General features: G+C 59.5%; 25 protein-coding genes and 1 tRNA gene. 5 read left to right on the plus strand and 21 right to left on the minus strand.

The window, feature by feature from the left end; all coding sequences use genetic code 11:
- Window positions 1-2: 2 nt before the first annotated feature.
- The 13 genes from MGMAQ_RS16690 to MGMAQ_RS16755 form a co-directional block, all read right to left on the minus strand.
- The gene (locus MGMAQ_RS16690; RefSeq protein WP_046022441.1) at window positions 3-3,128 is read right to left on the minus strand and encodes a proton-conducting transporter membrane subunit; all 3,126 of its coding nucleotides are present in this window, start codon (window positions 3,126-3,128) and stop codon (window positions 3-5) included.
- On the minus strand, window positions 3,122-3,487 hold the full coding sequence (locus MGMAQ_RS16695) for a sodium:proton antiporter (RefSeq protein ID WP_046022442.1): 366 nt from the start codon (window positions 3,485-3,487) through the stop codon (window positions 3,122-3,124). The genes MGMAQ_RS16690 and MGMAQ_RS16695 overlap by 7 nt, the downstream gene beginning before the upstream one ends.
- On the minus strand, window positions 3,487-4,200 hold the full coding sequence (locus MGMAQ_RS16700) for a Na(+)/H(+) antiporter subunit B (RefSeq protein WP_046022443.1): 714 nt from the start codon (window positions 4,198-4,200) through the stop codon (window positions 3,487-3,489). Before MGMAQ_RS16700 ends, MGMAQ_RS16695 begins: the two co-directional genes overlap by 1 nt.
- A complete protein-coding gene (locus MGMAQ_RS16705) occupies window positions 4,193-4,450 on the minus strand; it encodes a hydrogenase subunit MbhD domain-containing protein (RefSeq protein ID WP_046022444.1) in 258 nt (85 codons plus the stop codon). The genes MGMAQ_RS16700 and MGMAQ_RS16705 overlap by 8 nt, the downstream gene beginning before the upstream one ends.
- Entirely contained in the window at window positions 4,447-4,785 is a 339-nt protein-coding gene (gene mnhG / locus MGMAQ_RS16710; protein WP_046022445.1) for a monovalent cation/H(+) antiporter subunit G, read from the minus strand. Before mnhG ends, MGMAQ_RS16705 begins: the two co-directional genes overlap by 4 nt.
- Window positions 4,785-5,048, minus strand: coding sequence for a monovalent cation/H+ antiporter complex subunit F (locus MGMAQ_RS16715; protein WP_046022446.1), 264 nt, complete (start codon window positions 5,046-5,048; stop codon window positions 4,785-4,787). The genes mnhG and MGMAQ_RS16715 overlap by 1 nt, the downstream gene beginning before the upstream one ends.
- Window positions 5,041-5,553 carry a Na+/H+ antiporter subunit E gene (locus MGMAQ_RS16720; RefSeq protein WP_046022447.1) on the minus strand — a complete coding sequence of 171 codons (513 nt, stop codon included), beginning with the start codon at window positions 5,551-5,553 and terminating at the stop codon, window positions 5,041-5,043. Before MGMAQ_RS16720 ends, MGMAQ_RS16715 begins: the two co-directional genes overlap by 8 nt.
- A gap of 742 nt (window positions 5,554-6,295) precedes the next feature.
- Window positions 6,296-7,327 (minus strand): IS110 family transposase, encoded by a 1,032-nt coding sequence (locus MGMAQ_RS16730; RefSeq protein ID WP_046020119.1) that lies wholly within the window; start codon window positions 7,325-7,327, stop codon window positions 6,296-6,298.
- Between the two features lie 278 nt (window positions 7,328-7,605).
- Window positions 7,606-8,115 (minus strand): peptidylprolyl isomerase, encoded by a 510-nt coding sequence (locus tag MGMAQ_RS16735; RefSeq protein WP_046022449.1) that lies wholly within the window; start codon window positions 8,113-8,115, stop codon window positions 7,606-7,608.
- A 123-nt stretch (window positions 8,116-8,238) separates the two neighbouring features.
- Window positions 8,239-8,592 (minus strand): hypothetical protein, encoded by a 354-nt coding sequence (locus tag MGMAQ_RS16740; RefSeq protein WP_046022450.1) that lies wholly within the window; start codon window positions 8,590-8,592, stop codon window positions 8,239-8,241.
- Window positions 8,593-8,720: 128 nt separating this feature from the next.
- Entirely contained in the window at window positions 8,721-10,610 is a 1,890-nt protein-coding gene (gene aprA / locus MGMAQ_RS16745) for an adenylyl-sulfate reductase subunit alpha (RefSeq protein WP_046022451.1), read from the minus strand.
- On the minus strand, window positions 10,610-11,092 hold the full coding sequence (gene aprB / locus MGMAQ_RS16750; RefSeq protein ID WP_046022452.1) for an adenylyl-sulfate reductase subunit beta: 483 nt from the start codon (window positions 11,090-11,092) through the stop codon (window positions 10,610-10,612). The genes aprA and aprB overlap by 1 nt, the downstream gene beginning before the upstream one ends.
- A 43-nt stretch (window positions 11,093-11,135) precedes the next feature.
- Window positions 11,136-11,975 carry a hypothetical protein gene (locus tag MGMAQ_RS16755; protein WP_046022453.1) on the minus strand — a complete coding sequence of 280 codons (840 nt, stop codon included), beginning with the start codon at window positions 11,973-11,975 and terminating at the stop codon, window positions 11,136-11,138.
- 598 nt (window positions 11,976-12,573) lie between these two features.
- Between MGMAQ_RS16755 and MGMAQ_RS21220 the strand changes: the two genes are divergently transcribed.
- The gene (locus MGMAQ_RS21220) at window positions 12,574-12,732 is read left to right on the plus strand and encodes a hypothetical protein (protein ID WP_173427181.1); all 159 of its coding nucleotides are present in this window, start codon (window positions 12,574-12,576) and stop codon (window positions 12,730-12,732) included.
- 393 nt (window positions 12,733-13,125) lie between these two features.
- On the opposite strand, the gene MGMAQ_RS21240 is transcribed toward MGMAQ_RS21220, so the two are convergent.
- The 6 genes from MGMAQ_RS21240 to MGMAQ_RS16790 all read right to left on the minus strand — a co-directional run bounded on the left by MGMAQ_RS21240 (window position 13,126) and on the right by MGMAQ_RS16790 (window position 19,869).
- Window positions 13,126-13,884 (minus strand): hypothetical protein, encoded by a 759-nt coding sequence (locus tag MGMAQ_RS21240; RefSeq protein WP_052716494.1) that lies wholly within the window; start codon window positions 13,882-13,884, stop codon window positions 13,126-13,128.
- An 85-nt stretch (window positions 13,885-13,969) separates the two neighbouring features.
- Window positions 13,970-14,045 (minus strand) — tRNA-Gln (locus tag MGMAQ_RS16770).
- Between the two features lie 50 nt (window positions 14,046-14,095).
- Window positions 14,096-15,526, minus strand: a complete 1,431-nt coding sequence (locus MGMAQ_RS16775; RefSeq protein WP_046022454.1) for a glycosyltransferase family 39 protein — start codon at window positions 15,524-15,526, stop codon at window positions 14,096-14,098.
- Entirely contained in the window at window positions 15,523-16,413 is an 891-nt protein-coding gene (locus tag MGMAQ_RS16780; protein WP_046022455.1) for a 4-(cytidine 5'-diphospho)-2-C-methyl-D-erythritol kinase, read from the minus strand. Before MGMAQ_RS16780 ends, MGMAQ_RS16775 begins: the two co-directional genes overlap by 4 nt.
- A 12-nt stretch (window positions 16,414-16,425) precedes the next feature.
- Entirely contained in the window at window positions 16,426-18,108 is a 1,683-nt protein-coding gene (locus tag MGMAQ_RS16785; RefSeq protein WP_158498885.1) for a tetratricopeptide repeat protein, read from the minus strand.
- Window positions 18,109-18,231: 123 nt separating this feature from the next.
- On the minus strand, window positions 18,232-19,869 hold the full coding sequence (locus tag MGMAQ_RS16790) for an electron transfer flavoprotein-ubiquinone oxidoreductase (protein WP_046022456.1): 1,638 nt from the start codon (window positions 19,867-19,869) through the stop codon (window positions 18,232-18,234).
- Between the two features lie 178 nt (window positions 19,870-20,047).
- Between MGMAQ_RS16790 and MGMAQ_RS16795 the strand changes: the two genes are divergently transcribed.
- The 4 genes from MGMAQ_RS16795 to MGMAQ_RS16810 all read left to right on the plus strand — a co-directional run bounded on the left by MGMAQ_RS16795 (window position 20,048) and on the right by MGMAQ_RS16810 (window position 23,924).
- Window positions 20,048-20,812, plus strand: a complete 765-nt coding sequence (locus tag MGMAQ_RS16795) for a uracil-DNA glycosylase family protein (RefSeq protein WP_252508649.1) — start codon at window positions 20,048-20,050, stop codon at window positions 20,810-20,812.
- A gap of 119 nt (window positions 20,813-20,931) precedes the next feature.
- A complete protein-coding gene (locus MGMAQ_RS16800; protein ID WP_158498886.1) occupies window positions 20,932-22,746 on the plus strand; it encodes a lytic transglycosylase domain-containing protein in 1,815 nt (604 codons plus the stop codon).
- Window positions 22,727-23,260, plus strand: coding sequence for a molybdenum cofactor biosynthesis protein B (gene moaB / locus MGMAQ_RS16805; protein WP_046022458.1), 534 nt, complete (start codon window positions 22,727-22,729; stop codon window positions 23,258-23,260). Before MGMAQ_RS16800 ends, moaB begins: the two co-directional genes overlap by 20 nt.
- Before the next feature lie 4 nt (window positions 23,261-23,264).
- A complete protein-coding gene (locus tag MGMAQ_RS16810; protein ID WP_046022459.1) occupies window positions 23,265-23,924 on the plus strand; it encodes a DUF2927 domain-containing protein in 660 nt (219 codons plus the stop codon).
- On the opposite strand, the gene MGMAQ_RS16815 is transcribed toward MGMAQ_RS16810, so the two are convergent.
- The gene (locus tag MGMAQ_RS16815; protein ID WP_046022460.1) at window positions 23,885-24,499 is read right to left on the minus strand and encodes a TIGR04282 family arsenosugar biosynthesis glycosyltransferase; all 615 of its coding nucleotides are present in this window, start codon (window positions 24,497-24,499) and stop codon (window positions 23,885-23,887) included. The two genes, MGMAQ_RS16810 and MGMAQ_RS16815, sit on opposite strands and share 40 nt — an antisense overlap.
- Window positions 24,492-25,163 (minus strand): TIGR04283 family arsenosugar biosynthesis glycosyltransferase, encoded by a 672-nt coding sequence (locus MGMAQ_RS16820; protein WP_046022461.1) that lies wholly within the window; start codon window positions 25,161-25,163, stop codon window positions 24,492-24,494. The genes MGMAQ_RS16815 and MGMAQ_RS16820 overlap by 8 nt, the downstream gene beginning before the upstream one ends.
- Between the last annotated feature and the right edge of the window lie 39 nt (window positions 25,164-25,202).

Genomic DNA, 25,202 nt, shown 5'->3' on the forward strand with positions numbered 1-25,202 from the left:
GGCTAGGCCCCCATCATAATCAGATAGACGATGACGACAAATCCCAACAGCTGGAAGGCATAGATCTGTCCGTCACCGGTATAGAGACGCCGGGTGATGTCAGCGACACCATGCAGCAAGTCGGTCACCGCAGCCCAGAATGTCTCGAAGTATGGCACCGCCAGGATGCCAAGAGCCTTGCGGTAGGGCGCGAAGAAATTCCAGGCAAAATGGGTGGTCTCCGGTCGATAGGGCCGCTCCGCCGCATAGACGATGTTGAACTGCTTTACCTTCTGGGCGTTGTGGTTCAGCGCCAGCATGACCAAGAACAACGTGGCGAAGATCACACCGGTGACGACCATGATCGAGACCGGACTCCAATAGCCGTATTGACTGGTAATGGTCAGCCCCTCCCATCCCAGGGAGCCATTGGGGAAGAACTGGGAAATGTAGGCATCCACCTTTTTCAGTGCCAGACCCGGGAACAACGCAAAGCCCATGAGGAAGGCCACATAAAGCATCTGCGGCAGGATGAACCAGAACGGCGCTTCCTTGACCGTGCGCAACTCGTCCTTCAACTGGCCCAGGAAGATGGTATGGATCAGCCGGAACAGATACAGGAAGGCGATGGGGCCGGACAGGAATAAGATGATAATCGGCAGCCGCGCATCGGAGTCCAAAATGGCGTTGTAGAAGATCCACCGGCCACCGAAGCCCGAAAGCGGCGGCACGCCGGACACGGCGATGATGCCGATCAAAACAGCGATAAAGGACAGCGGCATCATGGTAATCAAACCGCCCATCAGATACATCTGCCGGGTGCCGGTGCGCTTGGCCACGCCACCCACCGAAAGGAACAGCATGGACTTGTAGACATAGTGGTTGATGATGAACATCAAAGCCATCAGCCAGCCCAGGTGGTTCATCATCGCCAGACCGAACACGGCATAGCCCATCTGACCGATGGAGGAATAGGCCAGCAACCGTTTGGCGTCTTCCTGGAAGGCCGCCATGATGTTACCCACCAGCGCCGACAAGGCACCAATCCACAGCATCACATAGGTTAGTTCGACCCCGTACAGCTGCGTCTTGCCCATGGTCATCAAAAGCATCATCAAACCGAACAGTCCGGCTTTCAGCAAAATACCCGAAACCATCGGCGAGACATCGGTCTCGGCCTCGGCATGGGCGCCGGGCAGCCAAATATGCAGGCCCAACGACGCGGTCTTGGTCATGAAGCCGATGGCCAATAAGACGAATACCCAAGGCGCCCAGTCAGCGCTGACATGGGCCAGGGATTGCAGAGCGAACGGGGTTTGGCCCTGGGCCGCGATGGCGAACCCGGCCAACAGCACGAAGGCCCCCCCCATGGAAAAGATGATATAGGACAGGGCATGGGGCTCGGATTGCTTGCCCCGCAGGATCAGGAAGTACGACCCGATGGTCAGGGCTTCCCAGGCGGCGAAGAAGTTGAACGAGTCCTCGGCCACCACCAGCATGGCCAGACCGGAATACATCAGCATGGCCGACGGATAGAATCCCATGCGCTGGCCCTTGAATTCATAACTGGCCAGGAAGATCACCGCGCCGCCAATGAGGATGATAACCGCATAGATCAGTTGCAGCGGTGAATAGGTGTCGTAGCTGAAATAAAAGAAGACGGACATGCCGACGATGGCGATGCTGTTCTTGATCCAGGACGGCAGCGGCTCCAGAAGCAAAAAGGCGATGGCAAACAGCAGCGGGATCATTTGCAGCAGGTTGCCGTAGTCAGACAGTTCGCCCCAGATATACCCGGCGCCCCAACCACCCAAGGCGGCAAGCATGACCACGCCGACCTTGCGCACGGAGAACGGCATGAAGTGTCCCTGCTCTTCGCGCTTGATGACGTATCCGAACCAGCGATAAAGGTAACCGGTTTCCACCAGCGCCCCAAACAGCACCAGGGCAATCACGGTCAAACGCCCGTTCTCGGCCAGGATATGCATTAGCTCCCACTTGGCGTAGAAGCCGGGGAACGGCGGCAGGCCGATGAGCATGGCGAGGAAACTGGCAAAGGCAAAGATCAGCAGCGGATTCTTGCGCAGCACGGTCCAAGCCATCAACTCGCGCTCCTGGATCAGACCGGAAATCCAATACAGTCCCGCCTTGGCCACCGCATGGGCAACCAGAATGCCGCCGGCAATATACAAGTAGTCCTCGCCCAGGATGTCGCGCTGGCCGATGACCACCAGGATCAGGCCGATCTGACCGACCGAAGAATAGCCCAACAGGCGCCGATCGTTGGTCTGCGACAGGCCCATGATATTGGAGGCCACGAAGGTAAACAGGCCGATGCCGGTGGCAACCGGCAGCCAGGTCTCTCCGCCGATGAGGAGGATTTTGTCCGCCGCAAACAGTGCCGCGGCGCCTGTCGCGGCGGAGAACACCGCCGAAATGGCCGGATGGGCGGATTCATAGATATCCAGCGCCCACCCGTTGGCCGGGAACGGCTTCAGTTCGGCGACCACCGCCATGAACATCAAGAAGAAGGCCACCGAGCCACCGCCCACCAATACGGTTTTGGAGGCCGCCAGGTCGTCGATATTGAGGCTGCCACCAGCGTGATACAGGAAGATGATACCGATCAGCATCAACACCGAAATCACTTGCGAGACGATCAAATACTTGAACCCGGCTCCCAGCGCGTGGCGGTCATAGGACAACAGGATCAAACCACCGGTGGAGATCACCACCAATTCGAAGAACACGAACAGATTGAAGATATCGCGAGTCAGAATAATGCCGCACAGGGCCATGATGGCGATGAGGTACACCGCCATCGCCCGGCGTTTCAGACGGTTCAGTGTATCTTTAAGGAACAGCGCCGAGGCCAGACCGGTCAAGGTGACCAACAACAACAGCGCCGCTTCCGCCATGCCCATCCTCAGATTGATGGCAAAGGGCGGCGGGCTGCCCGCGGTATGAATATCCACCGGCGCGATGCCCTCGAAGGCAAAGGCCCAGACCCATTGACCGGCGATCCAGGCCATGACGGCCAGGGCGGCAAGGGTCAGCAGGTAGGCTTGGGCCCGCCAGGTATCCTTGAGGAATCCGAGCAGGAATGCCGAACCGAGGCCGACGGCGAGAATATAAATGGCGCTTACCATTTCAGCTCCGTGAATTTGGAGATATCGAGGGTCCGTTTGGTCTCGAACAGCTTATGGGCATAGGCGAGCATCAGCGCGGTGACGCCGAGGCCGATAACGATGGCGGTGAGCACCAGGGCCTGTGGCACCGGGTCGATGATCCGCTCGACGGCTTCGGCCAGCGGAACGGCGTCATCGAGAATGGGTGCCGTGCGCCCGGTCATGTATCCGACCGCCACCAGCACCAGGTTGACGCCCGTGTTGGCCACGGTGAAGGCAACGATCATGCGCAGGATATTGCGGTTGGTCAGAGCCCCGTGGAGCCCGATCAGGATCAACAAGAAGCCTGTCGCCATGGCAATGATTTCAATGTCAGGCATCACTTGTCCTCCGTTTCGGCGAAGCTCACCATCATGGAACTGAACTCGGCGCCGACCTTCAGACCAATCAGCGAATAGATCAGTGGAATGGCGCCGGCGGAGAACAAGCTGCCAAAGGTACCCAGGGGCAGGATCCGGTTATCCAGGAAGCCACCGGCCAAGAACAGACCGAGGATGCCGATGGTCACATAGAGGAATCCGGACCCCGATTCGATGCGCGCGATCAGCGCATGGCTGAAGCGGCGGAACGGATGGGTGAGCAGCATCAAGAGAATGCCCGAGGCGACAATGGCCCCGCCTTGGAAACCACCGCCCGGGGTCAGGTGGCCGTTCACAAACACATAAATACCGAACAAGATGATCAGCGGCACCAGCAGACGGCAGCCGGTGAGCAGTAATTCACCCGACGGCAGCAGGTTGGAAATCAAACCGATCACTGGAACCTGGCCCGGCAGGCGCTCTTTTCTAAGCACCAGCGCCACGGTGGCGGCGGTCAGGAACAAAACGGTCACTTCGCCCAGGGTGTCCAGGCCGCGATAGGTGACAATGATCGCCGTGACGATATTCTGCGCTCCGGTATCCGACGCCGTGTTTTCGGCGTAATAGCGCGCTGTCAGATTCAGGGCCTCGTCGGGGGTGTAGCCCAGCATCAAGGTGGTAAAGGCCGTGGCAAGACCGAGAAGCACCATGAAAGCGATCACATTCTTAATCATTGCGTCCGCCTCTCACCCGTCCGAGGACGAAGAAGAACAAGAAGGTGGTCAGGCCGCTGCCGATGGCCGCTTCTGTCATGGCCACGTCCGGCGCCGCCAGCAGCAGAAACTGCACCGAGGCAAACAGGCTTACCGCTCCGGCGGCCAGGATCGAGATCGGCAGGCTCCGTTTCCCCGACACTGCCAGAGTCGCGCCGACCAGCATCGCGGCCGTCAGCAACAGGCTCATGATTAAAGGGAGAAGACTCATGATTTTTCTCCAAGGTCTTCGGCCAGACGATCCACTTGGGTCTCCTGGGCGGGCTTGATGCCGCTCCGATGGGCGGCGCGCGCCAGAACCTGCGAAGACAGCGGGTTGGTGAACATCAAGAACAAACCGATCAACAACAGCTTGAAAGCCCAGTCCGGCTGCATCAAACCCGCACCGAGCAAGGTCAGCATGGTGCCCAAGGTCGTGGCCTTGGTTCCGGCCTGAATGCGGTTGAAAATATCAGGCATGCGGGTCAGACCGAGACCACCAAGAAGCAGGAACGTGGTTCCGGCCACCAAAACGATGCCACCGGCAATATCGAGCGAGGACTCCATCAGTCGGTTCCCCTTTCCAGATAGCGGGCGACGACGATCACGCCCAGGAAGGACAACAAGGCATAGACCAGCGCCACATCCAGGTAGACCACCCTCTGCTCCAACAGCGCCAGCAGCACGATGCCGGTGATGGCAACAATGGTCAGCACATCAAAGGCAATAACCCGATCAACGGCCACGGGGCCCCGGATAAAGCGCAGCAACGCCAGCAGAAAGGCCGTACCGGCCAGACCCGCCGCCACAAGGATCAGGATCTCAACCATACATGACCTCCAGATAGCGCTCGAACCCGGCTACGATTGTCTCGGTCGCCTGGTCCACATCCGCCGTTTCCATGCTCACCCAGTGCACGTACAGCCACTCGTCTTGCAATTCCACGGTCAAAGTGCCGGGGGTCAGGGTGATGGCATTGGCCAGCAGAAGCCGACCCATGCGGCTTTGCAGCTTGGTGCGCACCTTCACGATGCCCGGGTTCACGGGCAGGCTCGGCGACAATACGATAAACGCCAGGCGGAAATTGGATTTAACCAGTTCCTTCAAAAAATAAAGGATGAAAAGCAAAGTGGCGGGAATGGCCGCTGGAACCAGTCGGTAATCCGACAAAAAAGAAAGGCCGTTACGGAAAAAAACGGTAATGACAAAGGCCGCCACCAGCCCGATCAGTAATGTGTCCGATTCCAAATTACCGTTCAGCAAAATCCAGAATAAAATTAGAGTCAAAAACAGCTCGGCCGAGTAGATGAAACGGCTTGGAACGTTTGTGTCCATGTAACCTTACCTTCGCTCTGGGTCCAATGTGGATATACGTACCACACCAGACGCCCCCTTGACCGGATGAACTCGGATAGCTTTTTGTCGTAAACTGACCGGTCCAATATCATTGATCGAGCCCCGAACGTGTGGCGCTCATGCCGGTATATTATAATATATTAGGGAGTGATCATATAATGAAATGTTGCTGTGCACACAAGTATTTTTGACATGACAGCCTTGATTGAACCGCAACTCGAAGGTATCTCCCTGGAATAAGGGAGAGAATCAGGCTCAATCGTGATCGGGTCGCGGCAACGGTAGAATCCCCGAAAGCCCGGATCAACGGAATCAGGCCGTTAGTTGACCTGTTCCGGGCGCTCTTTGCGGGTCAAGCTGACTGGATCACGTCGTGTTTGATCGGATTCGGTCAAACATGAAAAACGGGATCGATTCCAATAAAGTCGCGGAGGTTGACCGGGTACAATTGCACCCGGCCTGCGTTAGCAGGCTGCTTCTGTAATCGAGTCATTTGAGTCAAGCTGATTTCCAAGCCGTCGGTTTGAACCTGGGGTATGTGGCGCCCTTTGCTTCTGTCCGCGGTCGACGTCGTCGCCGCATGATGGGGATCAAGGGGGATCGGGTGCAGCAATCTGAAAAGCGTGGTCTTACGCCACTGCAGCCTGCGCGCTGTCATCCGAGCCCCGCGCGTCGCCACGCGTCCTGGCCGCCCTTCAGGCGATCTCGGTTTTCGTTGTGTTTAGATGGCGGTCTCCTCCTTGCGGTACTGGAAGTCCGTGCCGTCGATCCACATGCGATGCATGATTACGGCGAGACGCCGGGCAACGGCGACCTTGGCGCGTTTCATCCCGCGCCTTTTGGCGACCGCGAGCCCCCAGTGTTTGAGCCAGGACCAACGGCGGGTTCGAGTGAGAAGTGCATTGGCGGCCTCGAACAAAAGCCAACGAACCATGGCATCTCCGCACTTGCTGATGGGGCCGCTTCGGTCCTGCTCTCCCGAGGCGTATCTGCGTGGGACAAGCCCGAAGTGGGCGCCGACCATGACCGACTTTTGAAACCGTTCCGGCACGTCGAGTCCTGTCCTGAAAGCGAGGGCGGTAACCGGGCCGACGCCGGGAACGGTCATCAGGCGCCGGCAAACGCTATCATCGCGCGCAGCGGCATGAACCTGCCGGTCGAGCTTGTCGAGTTGTTCGAGCAAGGCTTGGCGCGCAAGCAAGAGCGGCTCGGCGGCTGCGCTGAGGTGCGGGTTATCAGCCGTCAATTCCCGAACCCGCGCCGCGAAAAGGCGTCCGCGCGCCATACCGACCTTGAGGCCGAAAGCTTTCAATGTTCCTCGTACCGTATTGGACAACTGACGGACCTGATGAACCAGGGTCTCCCGATGGGTCAGCACCATCCGGAGCTCCTGACTGCGCGCGGTCTTGACGTGGGTCGCGCGGTACAAACCGGTCCGCATCGCCTGGCTGATCAAGCGGGCGTCGCGACGGTCCGTCTTGACTGGGCTGGCGCTGGCAAAGGCCTTCATTTGCCGGGTCTCGATACAAATCACAGGGAGGCCCCGACTGGACAGTCCTGCGTACAGCCAAGGCGCCAGAGGGCCAGCTTCCAACCCAATTCGCGCAAAGCCACGCCCGCTTTCCTCGAGCCAAGTGGCGACCGCCTCGGGTGTGCTTGACACCTTGCCTTCGCGAATGACGGTTCCCTTTGCATCAATCTCACAGATCGAAATGCTTGCCATCGATACGTCCATTCCAACAAAATACTCCATAGCTGGTCTCCTCTGTTCCATGTCCAGGAATTGACCCGGATACTTGATCAAGACCGAGTGTGGAGACCAGCTGACTGTTTAGGCAATCCCTGACTGCTCGATTACCGCCATCTGAAAAAGTCCGATTTCGAGCCTGTGCCAACACATGCCTCGACAAGCTCAGCATGAGGGCCTTTGAATTCTCAACAGGTTAGCCTCATCCTGAGCTTCCTCATCCCGAGCTTGTCGAGGGACGAAGGGCGAGGCGGGCCGTAGGACAACACTTTTTCAGCAGCCTGTTAGATCGGTACCTTGCGGCTTCCACCGACATCAGGTTCCGGGACGATGGCGCCGCCGAATTCGATCTCCTCGTCGGTGGCATCACGGACAGTCAGAACTTCCAGCTTGAAGATCACAAGGCGACCGCAAAGCGGGTTATTGCCATCGACCGTGAGAGTCTTGTCGTCCATGCGGGTCACGATGAAGTTCCGCGGCTCACCTTTTTCATTTTCCATGGTAATGGTGGTACCGATTTCCCGATATGGTTCGGGCACGTTTTCGATCTTGTCGGTAAAAACCAGGGATTCATCCCGGGCGCCGTAAAGCGTGGTGCAATCGATGGGCACCTCGATGATGTCGCCGGTTTTCTTGCCTTCCAGCTCCAAGGTGACACTCTTGTCCAGGGCGCAATCCTGACCATGAACATAGCCGATGGGATATTCGACCGCGACCAGGGTGTCCCCGGACTTCTGATCGATCACCTTGTAGCTGAGCTCGACGAATTTGTTGTCTTGAATGGTTTCGCTCATTTCACATCACAATCCGGGTTCTCGGTCACGTCGTGCTTGATCGGGTTCGATTCATCGCGAGTAACGTGATCCGTATCATTGGGGTCGCGCACGCCCATCAGGTTCAATGGAACCCGACCGGGGCTAGAAGACCGAGGCACCAAAAATCTTGATGGCCTGTTGCTCATCGAAGCCGAGGACCAGACGACCGAGCCACTCACCTTCCTTTTTCGTGCTGCGAACACGATACAGAACGGTTACATGCTCGCCACGGCGAATCATGCCGAGGTAGTCGTAGACTTCGGAAAGGCTCCGTGTCAGCTCGCTTTTCGCGAACTGCTTTCCCACTTCGACTTCGTTCAACCCTTGGATCAGGCTGTTGTGGAAATTGCGGATGAATTTTCCATACTTCCCTTCGTTGGAAGCCCGGACAAGCTCGGTCCACATGGGCTCGGCAACGGCCAGGATTTCTTCATCGGTGAGTTCGATAATGTTCATAAGAGTCCTCAGTCACGCTGGTAGGGCAATTTTGTAGGGGCATAAAAAAAGATCAACACGTCAATGCTGATCTTTTTTCAAACCCCCGGCAGAAGTTCAACGGGAACTTCTGCCGGATGTCTTGAAAGTTACTCGGCGGCGTCGGCGGCAGGCTCTTCGACGTCGACCAAGTGATACAAGGGTGCCTTCTCCATGGTGTATTCACCGGTCTTCGGATCACGACGGGACACAGTCAGAACGTGCCAATTCTCGTCATCCAGCTTCAGGGCGTCACCACGGTAGTAGTAGCCCGGCCAGCGGGTTTCCTTGCGGAACAACGTGTGCTGCATAACACACTCCGAGGTCCGGTGACGATGCTTGACTTCCCAAGCACGCAGCAGTTCGTGAGTGTCCTTGGCCGCAATCTTCTCGAGATCTTCTTCCATGATCTTGAGCTTCTTGAGACCGATGCTCAGCAGCTTGTCGTTGGTCATGTAGTTGACCGTCACGCCGCCGCAGTATTCGTCCATCAGCTTTTGCAGACGGTCGAGAGACTGACGCGGGTTGTGGTAGTTCGGGTTGACCTCGCCAGCCACGATATCGTTCCGGTGGACCTTGTAGTGTTCCATCGGCCGGAAGACTTCTTCCTTCAGCTTGGCGATGGTTCCCTCGGATACGCGGATGCCTTCGGCCTTGCCATCGTCGATATACTTGCAAGCATTCTTGGCGGCAATACGGCCTTCGGTGAACGAACCGGAGGAGAACGCGTGCGGCGTACCGCCGACCGCGTCACCGGCACCAAACAGGCCTTCGACGGTCATCATGCGGTTGTAGCCCCACTGATACTCGGGCGGGGAAACATCCGACGGCCCGGAGCACCAGGCGCCGCAACCGGTGGCATGGGAACCCATGACATACGGCTCGGAGGTGGTCAGTTCCGGGTTTTCGTTCTTCGGATCCACATCGGTGGCGGCCCACAGAACGGCCTGACCAACGGTCATGCCGAGGAAGTTGTGCCAACCGATTTCTTCCAGATGCGGATCTTGGAACGAGTGCATGGTGATCATATGGATCGGTCCGCGGCCCGCATTCACCTCATTGATGATCGCGTGGTTACGCAGGCAGGTCGGGATCGGACGGTGCGTACGGTGAGAAACCTCCGGATCCAGGTATTCCTTGCCAACCATTTCCTGGAGGGCGGGGAACCACTTGGATTCGTACTCTTCGCCATAAGCGTTCTGGGTGTAGGCCTTCAAGTGCAGGAAGTAGGCGCCAACCGGGCCGTAACCATCCTTGAAGCGGGCCAGAACGATCCGGTTTTCCATCTGGGTCATCTTGGCGCCTGCGTTGATCATCAACGCATAAGCGGAACCGGACGACCACGGGGCGTACCAAACACGACCGGCACCCTCACCGACGGAACGCGGCTTGAACAGGTTGGACGCGCCACCCGCACCGCAAACCACGGTCTTGGATTTGAACACATGGAAGTCACCCGTGCGAACGTTGAAGCCAACAGCACCGGCAACGCGGTTTTCCTTGGCTTCATCCATCACCAGATGGGTGATGCAGACACGGTTATAGACCTTGTCGGCCGACTTTTTCGCGGCTTCGGCCACGATCGGCTTATAGGATTCACCGTGGATCATGATCTGCCAACGGCCTTCACGCAGGAACGAACCCTTTTCCAGGTCGCGCATCAGCGGCAGGCCCCACTCTTCGAATTGGTGGACAGCGGAGTCAACATGGCGAGCCATGTCGAACAGCAGATCTTCACGCACCATGCCCATCAAGTCGATACGGGCGTAACGCACGTGATCTTCCGGGTTGTTTTCACCCCAACGGGTGCCCATGTAGCAGTTGATGGCGTACAGACCCTGAGCCACGGCACCGGAGCGATCGATGTTGGCCTTTTCGGCAACGACGATCTTCTTGTTTTTACCCCAGTAGCGGGCTTCGAAAGCGGCACCCGTGCCGCCAAGGCCGGCACCAGCGACGAGAATGTCGATGTTGTCTTCGACGATTGTTTTGTAAGCCATTAGTAGTACACCCCTTCCTTCATCACGAGGCCGTTGGATTCCAGGGTATGCAAGTCGCCGTCATCCATGCGGATGTACTTCGGCTCGTTGTACAGCAGCTGACTATCGCGCTGTTCCTTGGACGGCTCGGGCGCATTCTTCAGCTGAGGAATGCAAGTCCCCCATGGCTTGGTGGTGATCGGAGCCAGCAGGTTGAGGTCTTTCTTGCCGTTGCGGAATTTGATCCGCCAGGCAATGACACCTTTTTCCTCGTCCCGCACAGCGCGAACGCTGTGACCGAGCGGCGCAAAGTCCGCATAGCCGCGCACGTCGATGGCGTTTTGCGGGCAAGCCTTCACACAGGAATAGCATTCCCAGCACATGTTCGGCTCGATGTTATAGGCACGACGATAGGTCTTATCGATGTGCATGATGTCGGACGGGCAGATATCAACGCAGTGACCGCAGCCGTCGCATCGTGTCATATAGACAAAGGTAGGCATAATTCGTTTCCTTCCCTGTTAGAAAGAATCTTTCAGGTTTGATCTAGTAGTGCTTAGGCTGCTCGCGCTTGATGCCGAGACCCATGTACGACGGCTTGGCGCCCATGTATTCCGGGATATCGGGAAAACGCTTCTGCAAGGCAGGATCGCTCAGATCACCCAGCTCGGGCAGGTTCTCCATGGAACCATCGGCCTTGATGACACGCTTGTTGAAAGCAGCCGCGGGCTTGAAGAACATATGAGCGAACTTCGACCACAACACGCCAGCAAACAAAACCGTCGCGGAGATGACAAACAGACCCAGGAACAGGGTGTTCCAAGGGGCAGAGCCCATGGTCAGGGACCAGACCAGACCGAAGGTGGTGGTGCCCAACAGCGACAGAATGAACATGTCGGCCTTGGCGATACGGTACCAGGGGTTGCCTTCCGCGGAGACATCAACGCGGATGAAGAACCAGAACCAGTAGCCGCCGAACATCACCATGGCGCAGCCGAGATGCCAAAGCATGGAGACGATGGCCGGAGCCTCGGGAGTCGGAAACGCGAACACCAAGGCAACGGTCGTCAAGACGAACAGGATGAAGCCGTACATGGTGAACAGGTGCGAGATCCGACGCTTCGGATTGCAGAATTCGCCAGAGGTCGCCACATCGACAACCGCCGTATTAATGGCGATACCGATTTTGTCCCCGCCGCTCAGCTCACGGGTACGTGAGGCTTCGGCGGCCTTGGCTTTGGCGAAAAAGTACTTGGCGCTTTTTTTGTGGATCATGTCAAAAATGGTGCCGCCAACGACCAGAATGAACATCAAAATGACATACCCCTGGATAACGTCGAGCGGGACGATCGTCGCAAGATCAGCGAATGGATTACTGGCGAACATCGATTCCTCCGTGCCGCAGTCGTTAGTTATTGATACACCTGTTGCCAGGTCACGATCTATTAGCAGAACATTATATAAAGGAAACTTGTTTTTACAATCACATTGATTCAGTGGGACAAAATTAGATTCAGATAGTCATCTAATGAAATATATTCAATATGTTATACAATAAAATACAATAATTTTAATATGCATCATCGCTGATCTGCGGTGGGATGCCCATTTTGGCCGAACGCGCTTCAGGCTGCTTCGGGGTATCGCGACCCTTCGAATCTCGACCCATAGGGCGCATCAGGTTTGCCCGGGTTCAGCATCCCCTCTCTTGCCATTCCCGCATCAGTTTTTAACCGGAAATCCAATGCCCTTCCGACACCGCTCATGGGGAGCGGCGCCATGGCCGCACAGCGGATTCGCCGGAGATCACGATCTCCATTGTTGGGTCCCTCAGATAGGGATTGAAAAAAAGCGGCTTCCCACCGGCGGGACCATCGTATATATTTGGTTCTTGAAATATGAGGAAAACCTTATGTCGGGTGAGGCGTTGAGCGGTTTCGCGCGTCTATCTCGGCCTGTAACCAAGCAACGAATGGGTTGAATTATGGGAAACGTTAACGCCAAAGATCCAGTTCCTGATGGGCACACCAAGTACTACACCACCAAGCAGCAACCGGTGAACGAGAAGGGTTTCGTTGGCTACAAGACCGAATGGGTCGAGTGGCAGAAGGAAGTCCCTTATGAGACTCCGAAAAAGCCGTAAGCTTTTTGGACGGGCGTACCGCGCCCGATAAGGAACGAAAGAGGGGAGGCGCGGGACGCCTCCCTTTCTTTTTGTTCAACAGTCTGCTGAAAAAGTCCTATTTCGAGCCTGTGGCGACACATGCTTCGACAAACTCAGCATGAGGGCCTTTGAATTTTAACATGTGAGCCTCACCCTGAGCTTGTCGAAGGGCGAGGCGGGCCGATCCTTTTGCCTAAGGGGACGACCCTTGACCGTAGCCCCGCTACGCTCTGCGCGCCACGCCTGCCCCTAAGGCAAAACGATTCGGTCACAATGGGTCATATGAAACGCGAAAGCCTTTAAGGCGATCGTTGCCGCGAATCGCGAAGGAAAGCGGGCGATTCGGCTCGATTCGCGCCATGGATTGGCCACTCAGGAGGGATCGGCCAGGCTTTTCAGGAAATCGACCCGTTTCCCGGCATCGGTAACCATGTTTTCCTCGACGGGCATGCCTCCGAGGTACCATTCGTGCTCGCCATCATCATATTCGATGGCGGGACCGTCGATCCGGTGCAGCAGACCGTCCACCCACCATTGCTGCATGACGAGGGGATCGATGACTGCCGGGCCGTCCGCGCGATGGCGTACGCCTCTTACCCACCATTGTTGCACGCCGTCGGACCGGACGACCGCCGGGCCATCTTCCCGGTGGGCGACTCCCTGTTGATACCATTCCTGGGTGCCGTCCGATTCGATGATGGCGGGCCCGTCCTCCCGGTGCAGTTGGCCATTTCGCCACCACTCCTTGGTGCCGTCCCAATGTTCGACCGCAGGGCCACCTTCGCGGTGCTGTTCCCCTTGGAAAAACCAGACTCGGGTCCCATCGGGCCGTTCGACGGCGGGGCCGTCTTCCCGGTGCAACTTGCCCAAGAGGTACCACTCGATCGTCCCGTCGTCCTTTTCGGTTTTTTCGGGTGTTTGGGTCAGTTGTCCGTCCCGCCACCACTCCTTGGTGCCATCCGCATGTTCCACGGCAGGACCGTCTTCGCGGTGCTGTTTTCCATGCAGAAACCAGACCCGGGTTCCATCAGGCTTTTCGACAGCGGGGCCGTCCTCACGATGCAGCATCCCATCAAGGAGCCACTCGACCGTTCCGTCCGCTTTTTCGATTCTTTCTGGTGTATTCGGCATCAATGACATCCATTCCACAAAGCATTGCCACAGCACAACAAGGCTTATTCACGTTCAACAAGAACAATGGATAAAGGTAAAAAAATGGCTGGGGCGCCAGGATTCGAACCTGGGAGTACTGATACCAAAAACCAGCGCCTTAACCGCTTGGCCACGCCCCACCAGTAGGATGGCCGCAACATAGTGCCTCATTTCGTCGGGGGCAAGAGCCTCAGTGGTCTTTTGACAGGTCTTTGCGCAGGTACAACAGATGCGCCTTCAGTCCCTCGACCTTGGTGTAGTGTTCCTTGAGATAAGCCTTCACGGCCTTGCCCATGTAAAAGCGGCGGTAGCTGACCTGTTCCGGACGATAGGTCCGGATCCATTCCGCCACTTGTTCCGGGGTCAGCAGACCACCGCGCACCCGCTTGAGGGAATAGACCGCCAAGGGCGGAATCACCGGCAATTGGGCATAGTAGCCATCTATGGGCCGGTCGGTGACCAGCCAGCGGGTCTCCCCGGTGCGGGCTTTCAACGCCTGAACCGCCAACTGCTCTCTTTCCGTCGGGGACCGGTGAAACAGAGCCGCTGTCTTGGTTGTCTGCTGCACGGCCAGCCAGCCTCCGCCGACGACGAGCAAGACTCCCAGGCCAATCGCCGCGCCGCGCCAAAGCATCGATGGAAGCCGAAATCCCTCCACCAGTCGCCCCGCGGCGCATCCGGCCAGCCAGGCCAGGGGAATCTGGATCAGCAGCAGTTGGTGAATCCATAGGGGCGTATGGCGGTACAGCGCCACCGAGGCTCCCACCGCCCCAATCACCGGAATCCAGCGGCTCGCCTTGTGCCAGGGCCAGGCCAACAGCACACCCAGCCCCCCCATGACAAGATACTGCGGCTGATCGAGCAACAAGGACCAAAGACGGTCGGCGCCCCGGTCATAGGGGAAACCCTTGTCCAGGCCTGCCTGTAGGTGAGGCGTGATAAGTTGGTCGATAAATTCGGGCCCCGCCAGCAATGCCAGGCCACCGAAGGTTCCAGCCAAGGCCAACCCAAAGGTGCCTCCGACCGTTCGCCATGTCACCGCGAACCGCCTCCCATCAATCCAAAGCGCCAACAGCAACCCGGGCAGGAGAAGGACCGTGAACATCTTGGTCTGCAACGCCAAGGCCATCAGCAGGCCGGACAGGGCATAGCGCGGCAAGCGCCCCCTGGCCCCCAGCATCTGATCCAGGGCCAGCAGGGCCAGAGCCAAGGCGGGCAAGCCGATCATCACCGATACGCTGAGACGCTGATACAGCGTGCCGGAAACCAGGATGGCGACCGCCACCCAGGCCGCCATGGCCCCTTCCTCGCGCCGGACCATGCGGAACAGGGCCCAGATCAGCAACGAGGAGAAGAATAAAATGGTCCCGCGCGCGGCGGCGATGTCATTGCCGAATATCCGATGGACCCCCGCCAGAATATAGGTGAGCAAGGGCGGCTGGTCGCTCCAGATCTCGCTGAACATTTCATGTCCATCGGCCACCAGCATGGCTTTCATCAGGTTCAGCCCCTCGTCGGTATCCATCTCGAACACCCCCCACCAGGGACCGAGCAGACAGAGCCCGACCGCGAACAGCAGTCCGGGCAACCAAGCCTGCAAAGGCGAGGAAAGGGTCGTCACGTGAGATCACCGTCAAAGGTCTCGCCGGGCTCCAAAAGCCGGGCGGCGGCCACCCACCAATCGGGACGATGAACCCTGGCGGCCAAGGCGGCGGCCTGGGCCTCGTCCGCCGTGCCGTAAAGGCCAAAGCAAGTGGCGCCGCTGCCGGACATGCGGGCCATCAAACAGCAGGCGTTGCGGCTCAGGCACTCAAGGATTTCGCCAATCACCGGCGCCAGGGTCATGGCCGGAGTTTCCAAGTCATTGCCGCAAACTTGCAGATGGTCCGCCAATTCCGCCCCATCGTGAAAGATTTCCGGCAGGGAAGAGGGAGTGGAAAACGGGGCTGCGCGCGCCTTGAACACCGCCGGAGTGGAAAGCGCCAGGCCCGGATTGACCAAAACCACCCATACCCGGGGCAGCGGTGGGGCGGGGCTCAGGATCTCGCCGATGCCGCTCATCACCATGGGCTGACCGGATAAACAGACGGGTACGTCAGCCCCCAACTCCAAGGCCAACTCCGCCCAGTCCGGCTCGCTCAGATCCACCGACCAGAGGTCTCGCAGCACGCGCAGGGTCGCCGCCGCGTCCGCCGAACCGCCGCCGATTCCCGACGCCACGGGCAGGACTTTATGCAGGGTCAGAGCCACATCGGGTGCGCGGCCAAGGCGTTCGGCCAACCGTAGGGCGGCGCGGGTGACCAGATTGTCGTCCTCCGCGTTCAAGGCGGCGGCACCGGGACCGGTCAGGGTCAGTGTAAGGCCGTCCCCGGGCCGGGCACTGATCCGATCACCGACCGCGGCAAAAGCCACCAGACTATGCAGCAGATGGTAGCCGTCATCGCGCTTGCCGGTGACTTGAAGAGTCAGGTTGAGCTTGGCCGGGGCGCCGGCGTGGACAGAGGGCATGGCGGTTTCTCGTCAGATGTCGTCGTCCGCGTTCAGGCCGCTTTTCAACTTCCTCTCGATCCGATCCAGAACCTTCTGTTCAGGCTCCAGTCCCCGGGCCCGACGCCATTGGAATCGGGCTTCCTTTTTGCGCCCGACCTGCCAGTAGGCATCGCCCAGGTGGTCATTGATCACGGGGTCTTGAGGGCGCAGTTCCACCGCCCGTTCGAGATTTTTGACGGCCCCCTCGTAATCCTTGAAGCGATAGAGAACCCAACCCAGACTATCCACGATATAGCCATCGGTGGGCTGCGCCTCGACGGCCTTTTCGATCATGCCCCGGGCCCGGTCCAGATTCCGTTCCCGTTCAACCCAGGAGTAGCCCAGATAGTTGAGCACATAGGGTTGATCCGGACGCAACTCCAAGGCTTTGAGAAAGTCCTTCTCGGCGCGATCCCATTGTTGGGACTGCTCCAGGGCAATGCCCCGCGTATAGAAGAAGGACCAATGGTCCTGGTGAACGGTGCCGATGCGCTTCAAGGCGTCGTCATAGGCCTCCACCGCTTCGGCATAGCGGTCGCGTCCGCGCAGCACATCGCCGAGGCTGATCAGTGGATCGGCTTCGTCGGGATAGTCCCGGGCCATGGCACGCAGTTCCATCACGGCATCGTCGGTGCGGTCCAGCCGATCCAGGTTGGAGGCCACCGCCATGCGTGCCGACCAGGCGGCATGGGACAAGGGGTTAATCTGGCGATAGATCTCATTGGCGGCGGCCAGGCGGTCATCGGATTCCAACAAGTCGGCAACAATGATCTGAGCCAGGGGGAAATCGGGCTTCAGGCGCAAAGCCAAGCGGACCAGCAGCATGGCCGTATCGCGGGCATTGCGCTGGCGCAGGGAATTGCCCACGTCGAACAGCGCCTCGGCCACGCCGTGCGCCGGGCCCGGGTGGGCATCGCTCAAAGCCTTGCCCCCGTCCACCCGGGCCAGGGCGGTTTCGAACAGGCGGCTGCCGGGATGCTTTTCCAGATAGGTCTGATAGAGGGTCCGCGCTTCGTCCACCTTGCCTTGGCGTTCCAAAAAGGCCCCATAGAGCTGTCGCATGCGTGAGGAGGTGTTTTCACCATCACCCATGGCCAACAAATAGGTGCTCTCCGCCGCGTCCAGGTCACCTAAATGGGCCTGAAGCAGAGCCTTGTGCAGATGGGCCAGCGTCTTGAATCCGTTGCTCTTGGCCAGCTGGTCCAATTCTTCGGTGGCCGCATCGCCTTTGTCGGCGCCCGCCAGGGCCCAGGCCTTGATCATCGGCAGCAAAAAGGCGTTCACCCCCTTGTCGGTCACCGTTTCGGCACGGGCCACGGCCTCGGCAAAACCGCCTTGATGGATGTCTTCGATGACCAGGACCAGTTCGGCCAGGGGGGAGGCCTTTTTCGCCTCGACCATTTCCTTGGCCAGCGGAAGGGAATCATCGAATTCGCCCTCCACCGATTTCAGCACGAAGGTTCGATTGCGCAACGAGGCGGAATCCGGTTCCTCGGCCAGCACCGCCTCGAAGAAGCGCGAAGCCATGTCCGGTCGGCGCGCGGATTGGGCATGGCGGGCGGACAGATAGTTGCCATACAAGGAAGAACCGGGGCCGATGGCCTCTATTTCCGAATTGGCGGTTCCCGAGGCACAGGCCGTTATCAACAGGGCCAGGCCGGCGATCGGCGACAACCGGGCAGTGTCGGAGAGGGAGAAAACGAAACGATTAGACACACGGGTCCCTTTCGGTCAGCCGAACATGAAGATGGGGGGCATCATAGCCCGGCCTTCAAGGCGTACCAAGGGGTGAGTGCGCTACATGTTGGGATAATTGGGCCCGCCGCCACCCTCGGGGGCCACCCAGGTGATGTTGCCGGAAGGATCCTTGATATCGCAGGTCTTGCAGTGCACGCAGTTCTGGGCGTTGATCTGCAAACGCTGACCGCCGCCCTCTTCGTCGTCGAGGAACTCATAGACCCCGGCCGGACAGAACCGTACCTCCGGCCCGGCATAGGTGGCCATGTTGACCGCCAGCGGTATCGCTTCGTCGGCCAACCGCAGGTGGCAGGGTTGGTCTTCCTCGTGGTTGGTGCTGGAAAAGGCCACGTTGGTCAGCTTGTCGAAAGTCAGCTTTCCGTCCGGCTTGGGATAGGCGATGGGCTTCTGACCGGCGGCGGGCTTCAGCGCCTCGCGGTCGGAATGGTGGTTGAAGGTCCAAGAGGCCTTGCCCTTGAAGACATAAGTATCGGTCGCCGAATAGGCGATGCCGCCCCACAGGCCCCACTTGGCGAAGGATGGGCGTATATTGCGGGCCCGGTAGAGTTCGTCCCAGACCCAAGAGGCTTTCACCGCGTCGGCATAGGTGGTCAATTCTTTCGGCCCGTCCTCCCCGTCCAGGGCGGCAAAGGCGCTTTCGGCGGCCAGCATGCCGGTCTTCATGGCTGTGTGGGTGCCCTTGATTTTCGGCACGTTGAGAAACCCGGCGTCGCAGCCGATCAGCACGCCGCCGGGGAAGGTCAGCTTGGGGATCGACTGGAACCCGCCCTCGTTGAGGGCCCGGGCGCCATAGGCGATGCGCCGCCCGCCCTCGAACAACGGAGCGATGGCCGGGTGGGTCTTGAACCGTTGGAATTCATCGTAAGGAGACAGGTACGGGTTGGGATAGTCCAGCCCGATCACAAAGCCCACCGCCACCTGGTTATCGTCCAGGTGATACAGGAACGAACCGCCGTAGGTTTTGGTATCCAAGGGCCAGCCCACCGTATGCAGCACCGTGCCGGGCTTGTGGTCCTTGCTGTCGACTTCCCATAACTCCTTGATGCCCAGCCCGTAGGTCTGAACGTCACAGTCGGCGCGCAGGTCGAACTTATCCATCAACTGTCGGCCCAGGTGCCCCCGGCAGCCTTCGGCGAAGAAGGTGTACTTTGCTTTGAGGTCCACGCCCGGCTCGAAGTTCGGACCCTCGGAGCCGTCGCGCAGACGGCCCATGTCGCCGGTCCCCACGCCTATCACGGCACCATCGTCATCGACCAAGACCTCGGCGGCGGCGAATCCGGGGAAGATTTCCACTCCCAGGGCCTCGGCCTGTTCGCCCAGCCAGCGGCAAAGGTTGCCCAGACTGACAATGTAGTTGCCTTCATTGTGCATTTGCGGCGGCGTGACCAATTTGGTGGCCGCACCGGAGCTCAGGTACATGAACTTGTCGTCGGTGACCAAGGTCGTCATCGGCGCGCCCATTTCTTTCCAATCGGGCAACAGCTCGTCCAGGGACCGCGTCTCGATGACTGCGCCGGAAAGGATATGGGCCCCCACCTCGGAGCCTTTTTCCACCACGCAGACGGTCTGTTCGCGTCCGGCCTCGCTGGCCAACTGCATGAGGCGGATCGCCGCCGCCAGACCCGCAGGTCCGGCGCCCACGATCACCACGTCGAATTCCATGCTTTCCCGTTCCATCGCCCGGCTCCGCGTTTCTTGGGGTGTCAAATTTGTTGCAGTGCAATATAGCACGAAGATTCCCCAGGGCCACCCCTCTTGTGCCCCCTCTTGTACCCCCTCTTGTACCAGGGGCCCGTCGTGCTACGATCCGGCCATGGTGACCGGGGAAACTCCACAAGTCCAGGCAGCCGCGCTCATGCGTTGGTATTTGGCCATGGGTGTCGATGAAACGGTGAGCGACCTGCCGCTGGACCGTTTTGCCGCGCCGCCGCCTGTCGAGGCTCCGAACACCGTGTCGGCGCCATCCGCGCCGACGGCCGAATCTCCTCCGGCTCAAATCCGCAACGGCGAATCGGTCAAGGCGGCGGTGGAAGTGGCCCGGGCCGCCAAAACCGTCGATGAGCTCCGCGCCGCTCTGGATTCTTTCGAAGGCTGTGCCCTGCGCAAGACGGCCACCAACACGGTATTCTTTGACGGGGATCCGGCCAATGCCCGGGTGATGCTGGTGGGCGAGGCACCGGGGGCGGAAGAGGACCGGCGCGGTTTGCCCTTCGTCGGCCCTAGCGGCCAACTGCTGGACAAGATGCTCGGCGCCATCGGATTGGATCGTGCCGACGTGGTGATCTCCAACACCGTATTCTGGCGCCCGCCCGGCAATCGCAGCCCCAACACCACGGAAATCGGCGCATGTCTGCCGTTTTTGGAGCGCCTGATCGAGATGGTCGACCCCAAAATCCTGGTCGCTCTGGGTGGTCCGGCGGCCAAGACCCTGCTGGCCAAGACCCAAGGAATCACCCGCCTGCGCGGCAAGTGGGACAGCTATTCGACCCCTGGCCTGGCTCGCCCGGTGGAAGCCGTCGCGCTCTATCATCCGGCCTATCTGTTGCGGTCGCCGGGCGCCAAGCGGGATGCCTGGAAGGACCTGCTGTCCATCCGTGATCACCTGCATCAGGGCGATTGATTAATCCTTTCGCCGGGGCTATACGGTCGGAATCAACAGTGGAAATGCGGATTTATGTTGTCATATTTCCGCCTGTTCAGGTATAAGCTGTTGGAGATCAAATGGTTGGGGGCAACTCCTTGACGCGTACACGAGTTTTCAAGCGCCTGGGTATTTTCCTGCTTGGGGGGATGTTGGTGACCTCCGGTCCCGCCGCCTGGGCCGGACCGTCCGTGGCGACTTTACCTGATGACCTACCGAACACGGACTCTCGGTCCCTGGCGCCCGTCCTTTCCGAAGGCGACGTGGCTCTGTATCAAGAAATCTTCAAGCTCCAAAAAGCCGCCAAATGGCGCGCCGCAGACAAGCGGATCAAGGCCTTGGACAATCCGGTCTTGATGGGCCATGTGCAGGCCCAACGCTATATGCATCCCACCGGCTGGCGCTCCAAATACAAGGAGCTCAAGGACTGGATGGGGCAATATGCCGATTTGCCGCAGGCCAAGCGCATTTACAGTCTGGCCGTCAAACGGCGGCCGAAAAACTGGAAGTGGCCCGCCAAGCCAGTGGGAACGGGGGGCCTGGACGGGGTCCGCATCACCCGCAGCGACGCCAGCAAGCCGCTGCCCTATCGCGCTCTGTCCAAGGACAAGCGCAAGCGGGCCAAACAGATCCTGCGCACCATCAAGAATCGCTTGCGGCATGGCTGGACCAAATCGGCCAAGCGCATGCTACAGACCAAAGAGACCAAGGCGCTTCTCTCCCATTCCCAATATGATTCTTTGCGTGCCGCCCTCGGCATGGCCTATTTGGGCGATGGCCGGGATCAGTGGGCCCTTGATTGGGCGGGTAAAGCGGCCAAGCGGTCCGGCAAACGGGTGCCCAGCGCCCACTGGATCGCCGGACTGGCTGCCTGGCACTTAGGCCAACGGGAACGGGCCGCCGAGCATTTCCAGGCCATCGTCGGATCACGCTATGCCGCCGACGACCTGCAATCCGCCGCTGCCTTTTGGTCGGCGCGCGCCGCTTTGATCGGCGGCGAGCCGGAAAAGGTGATCGGACTGCTCAAGCAGGCCGCCGTCCATCCGCGCAGCTTTTATGGTCTGTTGGCCTTGGAACTATTGGGCGAGGACCTGCCCTTCCAGTGGGGGGGCGACGTGGCCGCCGTCGGTGGCAACCTGACCAATCATGATGCCGGTCGGCGTGTTCTGGCCCTGGTCCAGGTGGGCCGCATGGATGAGGCGGAACAAGAAGTACGTCTGTTGGCCCGGCGCGGCGGACCCGACGCGGCACGGAATGCCCTGGCCTTGGCGGATCGGGCCGGACTGGCCGAAGCGGCACTTCGATTGGGTCGTCATCTTTACGGCCATGATGCGCCCGAGACTTTTGCCTTCCCGCTACCGGCGCTGAATCCCAAGGGCGGGTTCTCCGTTGATCGCGCCTTGCTGTTTGCGCTGATGAAACAGGAATCGGCTTTCAATGCCGATGCCCGCAGCCATATGGGCGCCCGCGGGCTGCTGCAATTGATGCCGCGCACTGCCAGCTTTGTCGCCGGGGACCGCAAGCTGCATGGCGCCAAACGCAAGACTCTGCATGACCCGGACGTCAATCTGAAGCTTGGTCAGAAATATATCCGCATGCTGCTGGAAGAACCGGCGGTCAACGGCGACGTGATGCGCCTGATTGCCGCCTGGAACGGCGGGCCGGGCAATCTGAATAAATGGCTGCGGGCCAATCGCCACGACGGTGACCCGTTGCTGTTCATGGAAAGCATCCCCCTGCGCGAGACCCGCGCCTTTGTCGAGCGGGTGCTGACCAACCTGTGGATCTACCGTCATCGGCTGGGTCAGCCTCTGCCGTCGCTCACCGCCATTGCCGCCGGGCAATGGCCCAGCTACATTGCCTTGGACTCCAATCCAACGGTGGTGGCAAAAAATGGCGAAAATCGAAGGTGACCGTGACTTCATAGCGGTCAACATCGGGATCCTGACGGTCTCCGACTCCCGAACCCTGGAAAACGATACCTCCGGACAGGTGCTGGTCGACCGGGCCGAAGCCGCCGGGCACAAGGTCATCGAACGGACCATCGTCAAGGATGACGTGCCTGCTCTGACACAGATTCTGGAGCGCTGGATATCCAATCCTCTGATCGACGTGGTGATCACCACCGGCGGCACCGGCCTGACCGGTCGCGACGTGACCCCGGAGGCTTTCGCCCAAGTCTGTGAAAAGGAAATCCCCGGCTTCGGTGAACTGTTCCGCTGGATCAGCTTCCAGAAGATCAAGACCTCCACCGTGCAGTCCCGGGCCACGGCGGGAATCGCCAACGGTACCTACCTGTTCGCCCTGCCAGGCTCCAACGGTGCCTGCAAAGACGGCTGGGACGAGATCCTGGTGCATCAACTAGATGCCCGGCATCGCCCGTGCAATTTCGTCGAACTGATGCCCCGCTTGAAAGAGCATCTCTAAAACCGTGCGCTGGTTTCCGCTTGCCCTGCTATTGCTGACTGGCTGTCGAGCCGAAGATGTTCCGCTGACCCTGACCCCTTCGGAGCGGCAACTGGTCGCCCAATTCGACCGGGCAGCCTTTTCCAGTGAATTCATGGGGGGGCAGCGGGCCGGGCGGCTATTGCGCTGGGAGGGCCCCATCATCCCGGACTATGAAGGCGGTATGCCACCGCGGTTGTGGGACAAAGCCGAACAACTGATCTTCGACTTCGCCGCCCTGGCCGATCGTCCGGTCTCCTTCAGCGGCACGCCCAACTTCATCTTGATCCTGACCAATACCGGCAGTGTGCGCCGCGCCGCCGGACGGTCCGCTCCCTGTTATACGGAAGTGACCCATGACGACGACGGAGTGATCCAGCGGGCCGAAATCCACCTCGCTCCGGTCTCGCCGGAACAGATCGACCATTGCTTGGCCGAGGAGATCTTTCAGGCCTTCGGATTACTGGATGATTCGGACCTGATTCCGGGATCGTTGCTGCACGAATCCAGTGCCCGCCCCGATGCCGCCTGGCAGGACAAGATGTTGTTGCGCGCACTCTATGATCCCTTGCTGCGCCCGGGTATGACCCGCGCCGAGGCGGCCCCTCATCTGTCGGAGATCCTGCGCGATTTGAGCCAGCAATAGTAGGCGGCCCCCTCATCCACATCCGACAGGGGCGCTAACAGGGCGACCTTCAGGCCCGCCAGATTTTTCAAGGTATCGGCCAGGGCATGGGGGCTCGACCAACGCACATGGTCATAGAGGCAGCCTGGGGTGCGCGGAGAGCGCCGAATGCCCACCAGCCAGAATCCGCCATCGGTGGCCGGGCCGAAGACCGCGTCATGATCCCCCAGCAGCCGAAAGGCCTCCGCCACCTGTTTTGCGCCCAGGTCGGGAATATCGGTTCCCACCAGCACCAGGGGGCCTGGCGGCAGCTCATAAAGGGGCTTGGCCATGCGGCGCCCCAGGTCGCCCCTGCCCTGGCCGATGATGCGCCAACCCCGAGGCCAATAGACCGCACCCCTCTCTCGATCCGGCGTGACCGCCAACCAGCTCGTCCAGCGCCGGTCACTACCCAGGCGGTGGGTTGTGGTGGCAACACATTGTCGATAGAAAGCCCAGGCGGTCACCGGCCCCACATCCCGCGCCAGACGCGATTTGACCCGGCCCAGGCGCGGCGCCTTGGCAAAGACCACCAGATGATTTCTTGCCCTAGCCATAGTATTTGACCAATTGTTCCGGTTCCATGCCGAGGAGGTATAACGCCAGCAGGGATAGATTGCGCAACGGCCGCAGAACGTAGCCATCGCGCCGGTATCGATCCGCCGAGGTAACCGCGTCGGCCTGTAGTTCTTGTAGCCGCACCAACCCGATGCGCTTGAGGATATCCACATCCTCCATCAAGGGTATCCGGGCATAGCCGCCGATCTTGTCGTAATAGGACCGGGAAACCAGCAACCCCTGATCCCCGTAGGGCAGATTGAAGGTCTCACAGCGCCAGGCGACCATCTTTTCCATCCGCCGGGCCGCCCCATTGTCGTCATCGAGCTTGAATCGGAAATAGCCCGCCCGTTCCCGGTTCAAGGGATCGGCGATGAAATCCGTCACCGCCTGCTTCCATTCCGGGGCCAGCACCGTGTCGCCATGCAGAAACAACAGCCATTGCCCATGGGCCTGCCGCGCACCCTCGGCCAGTTGCGGGCCCCGCCCCACCGGCCCCTTGATCACCAGGGCGCCCAGGCGTTTGGCCAATACCGGCGTGCCATCCACCGAGCCGCCATCGGCAACGATGATCTCTGCCTCCATGGGCGGTTCGCTCAGGGCCTTCAGGCAGTCCGGCAACCGCGCGGCGGCGTTCAAGGTGGGAATGACGATCGATAGCATGGCCAATCCATAGCATTGGATGGACAGGCTGGGGAGGAA

This window comes from Magnetospira sp. QH-2, assembly GCF_000968135.1.
Classification (GTDB): Bacteria; Pseudomonadota; Alphaproteobacteria; order Rhodospirillales; family Magnetospiraceae; genus Magnetospira.

What these genes read in the sequence shown, in the direction of transcription:
- MGMAQ_RS16690 (WP_046022441.1), bottom strand. Translation starts at nt 3,128, where the DNA reads ATGGTAAGCGCCATTTATATTCTCGCCGTCGGCCTCGGTTCGGCATTC.
- MGMAQ_RS16695 (WP_046022442.1), bottom strand. Translation starts at nt 3,487, where the DNA reads ATGCCTGACATTGAAATCATTGCCATGGCGACAGGCTTCTTGTTGATC.
- MGMAQ_RS16700 (WP_046022443.1), bottom strand. Translation starts at nt 4,200, where the DNA reads ATGATTAAGAATGTGATCGCTTTCATGGTGCTTCTCGGTCTTGCCACG.
- MGMAQ_RS16705 (WP_046022444.1), bottom strand. Translation starts at nt 4,450, where the DNA reads ATGAGTCTTCTCCCTTTAATCATGAGCCTGTTGCTGACGGCCGCGATG.
- mnhG (WP_046022445.1), bottom strand. Translation starts at nt 4,785, where the DNA reads ATGGAGTCCTCGCTCGATATTGCCGGTGGCATCGTTTTGGTGGCCGGA.
- MGMAQ_RS16715 (WP_046022446.1), bottom strand. Translation starts at nt 5,048, where the DNA reads ATGGTTGAGATCCTGATCCTTGTGGCGGCGGGTCTGGCCGGTACGGCC.
- MGMAQ_RS16720 (WP_046022447.1), bottom strand. Translation starts at nt 5,553, where the DNA reads ATGGACACAAACGTTCCAAGCCGTTTCATCTACTCGGCCGAGCTGTTT.
- MGMAQ_RS16730 (WP_046020119.1), bottom strand. Translation starts at nt 7,327, where the DNA reads ATGGAGTATTTTGTTGGAATGGACGTATCGATGGCAAGCATTTCGATC.
- MGMAQ_RS16735 (WP_046022449.1), bottom strand. Translation starts at nt 8,115, where the DNA reads ATGAGCGAAACCATTCAAGACAACAAATTCGTCGAGCTCAGCTACAAG.
- MGMAQ_RS16740 (WP_046022450.1), bottom strand. Translation starts at nt 8,592, where the DNA reads ATGAACATTATCGAACTCACCGATGAAGAAATCCTGGCCGTTGCCGAG.
- aprA (WP_046022451.1), bottom strand. Translation starts at nt 10,610, where the DNA reads ATGGCTTACAAAACAATCGTCGAAGACAACATCGACATTCTCGTCGCT.
- aprB (WP_046022452.1), bottom strand. Translation starts at nt 11,092, where the DNA reads ATGCCTACCTTTGTCTATATGACACGATGCGACGGCTGCGGTCACTGC.
- MGMAQ_RS16755 (WP_046022453.1), bottom strand. Translation starts at nt 11,975, where the DNA reads ATGTTCGCCAGTAATCCATTCGCTGATCTTGCGACGATCGTCCCGCTC.
- MGMAQ_RS21220 (WP_173427181.1), top strand. Translation starts at nt 12,574, where the DNA reads ATGGGAAACGTTAACGCCAAAGATCCAGTTCCTGATGGGCACACCAAG.
- MGMAQ_RS21240 (WP_052716494.1), bottom strand. Translation starts at nt 13,884, where the DNA reads ATGCCGAATACACCAGAAAGAATCGAAAAAGCGGACGGAACGGTCGAG.
- MGMAQ_RS16780 (WP_046022455.1), bottom strand. Translation starts at nt 16,413, where the DNA reads ATGCCCTCTGTCCACGCCGGCGCCCCGGCCAAGCTCAACCTGACTCTT.
- MGMAQ_RS16790 (WP_046022456.1), bottom strand. Translation starts at nt 19,869, where the DNA reads ATGGAACGGGAAAGCATGGAATTCGACGTGGTGATCGTGGGCGCCGGA.
- MGMAQ_RS16795 (WP_252508649.1), top strand. Translation starts at nt 20,048, where the DNA reads ATGCGTTGGTATTTGGCCATGGGTGTCGATGAAACGGTGAGCGACCTG.
- moaB (WP_046022458.1), top strand. Translation starts at nt 22,727, where the DNA reads ATGGCGAAAATCGAAGGTGACCGTGACTTCATAGCGGTCAACATCGGG.
- MGMAQ_RS16815 (WP_046022460.1), bottom strand. Translation starts at nt 24,499, where the DNA reads ATGGCTAGGGCAAGAAATCATCTGGTGGTCTTTGCCAAGGCGCCGCGC.
- MGMAQ_RS16820 (WP_046022461.1), bottom strand. Translation starts at nt 25,163, where the DNA reads ATGCTATCGATCGTCATTCCCACCTTGAACGCCGCCGCGCGGTTGCCG.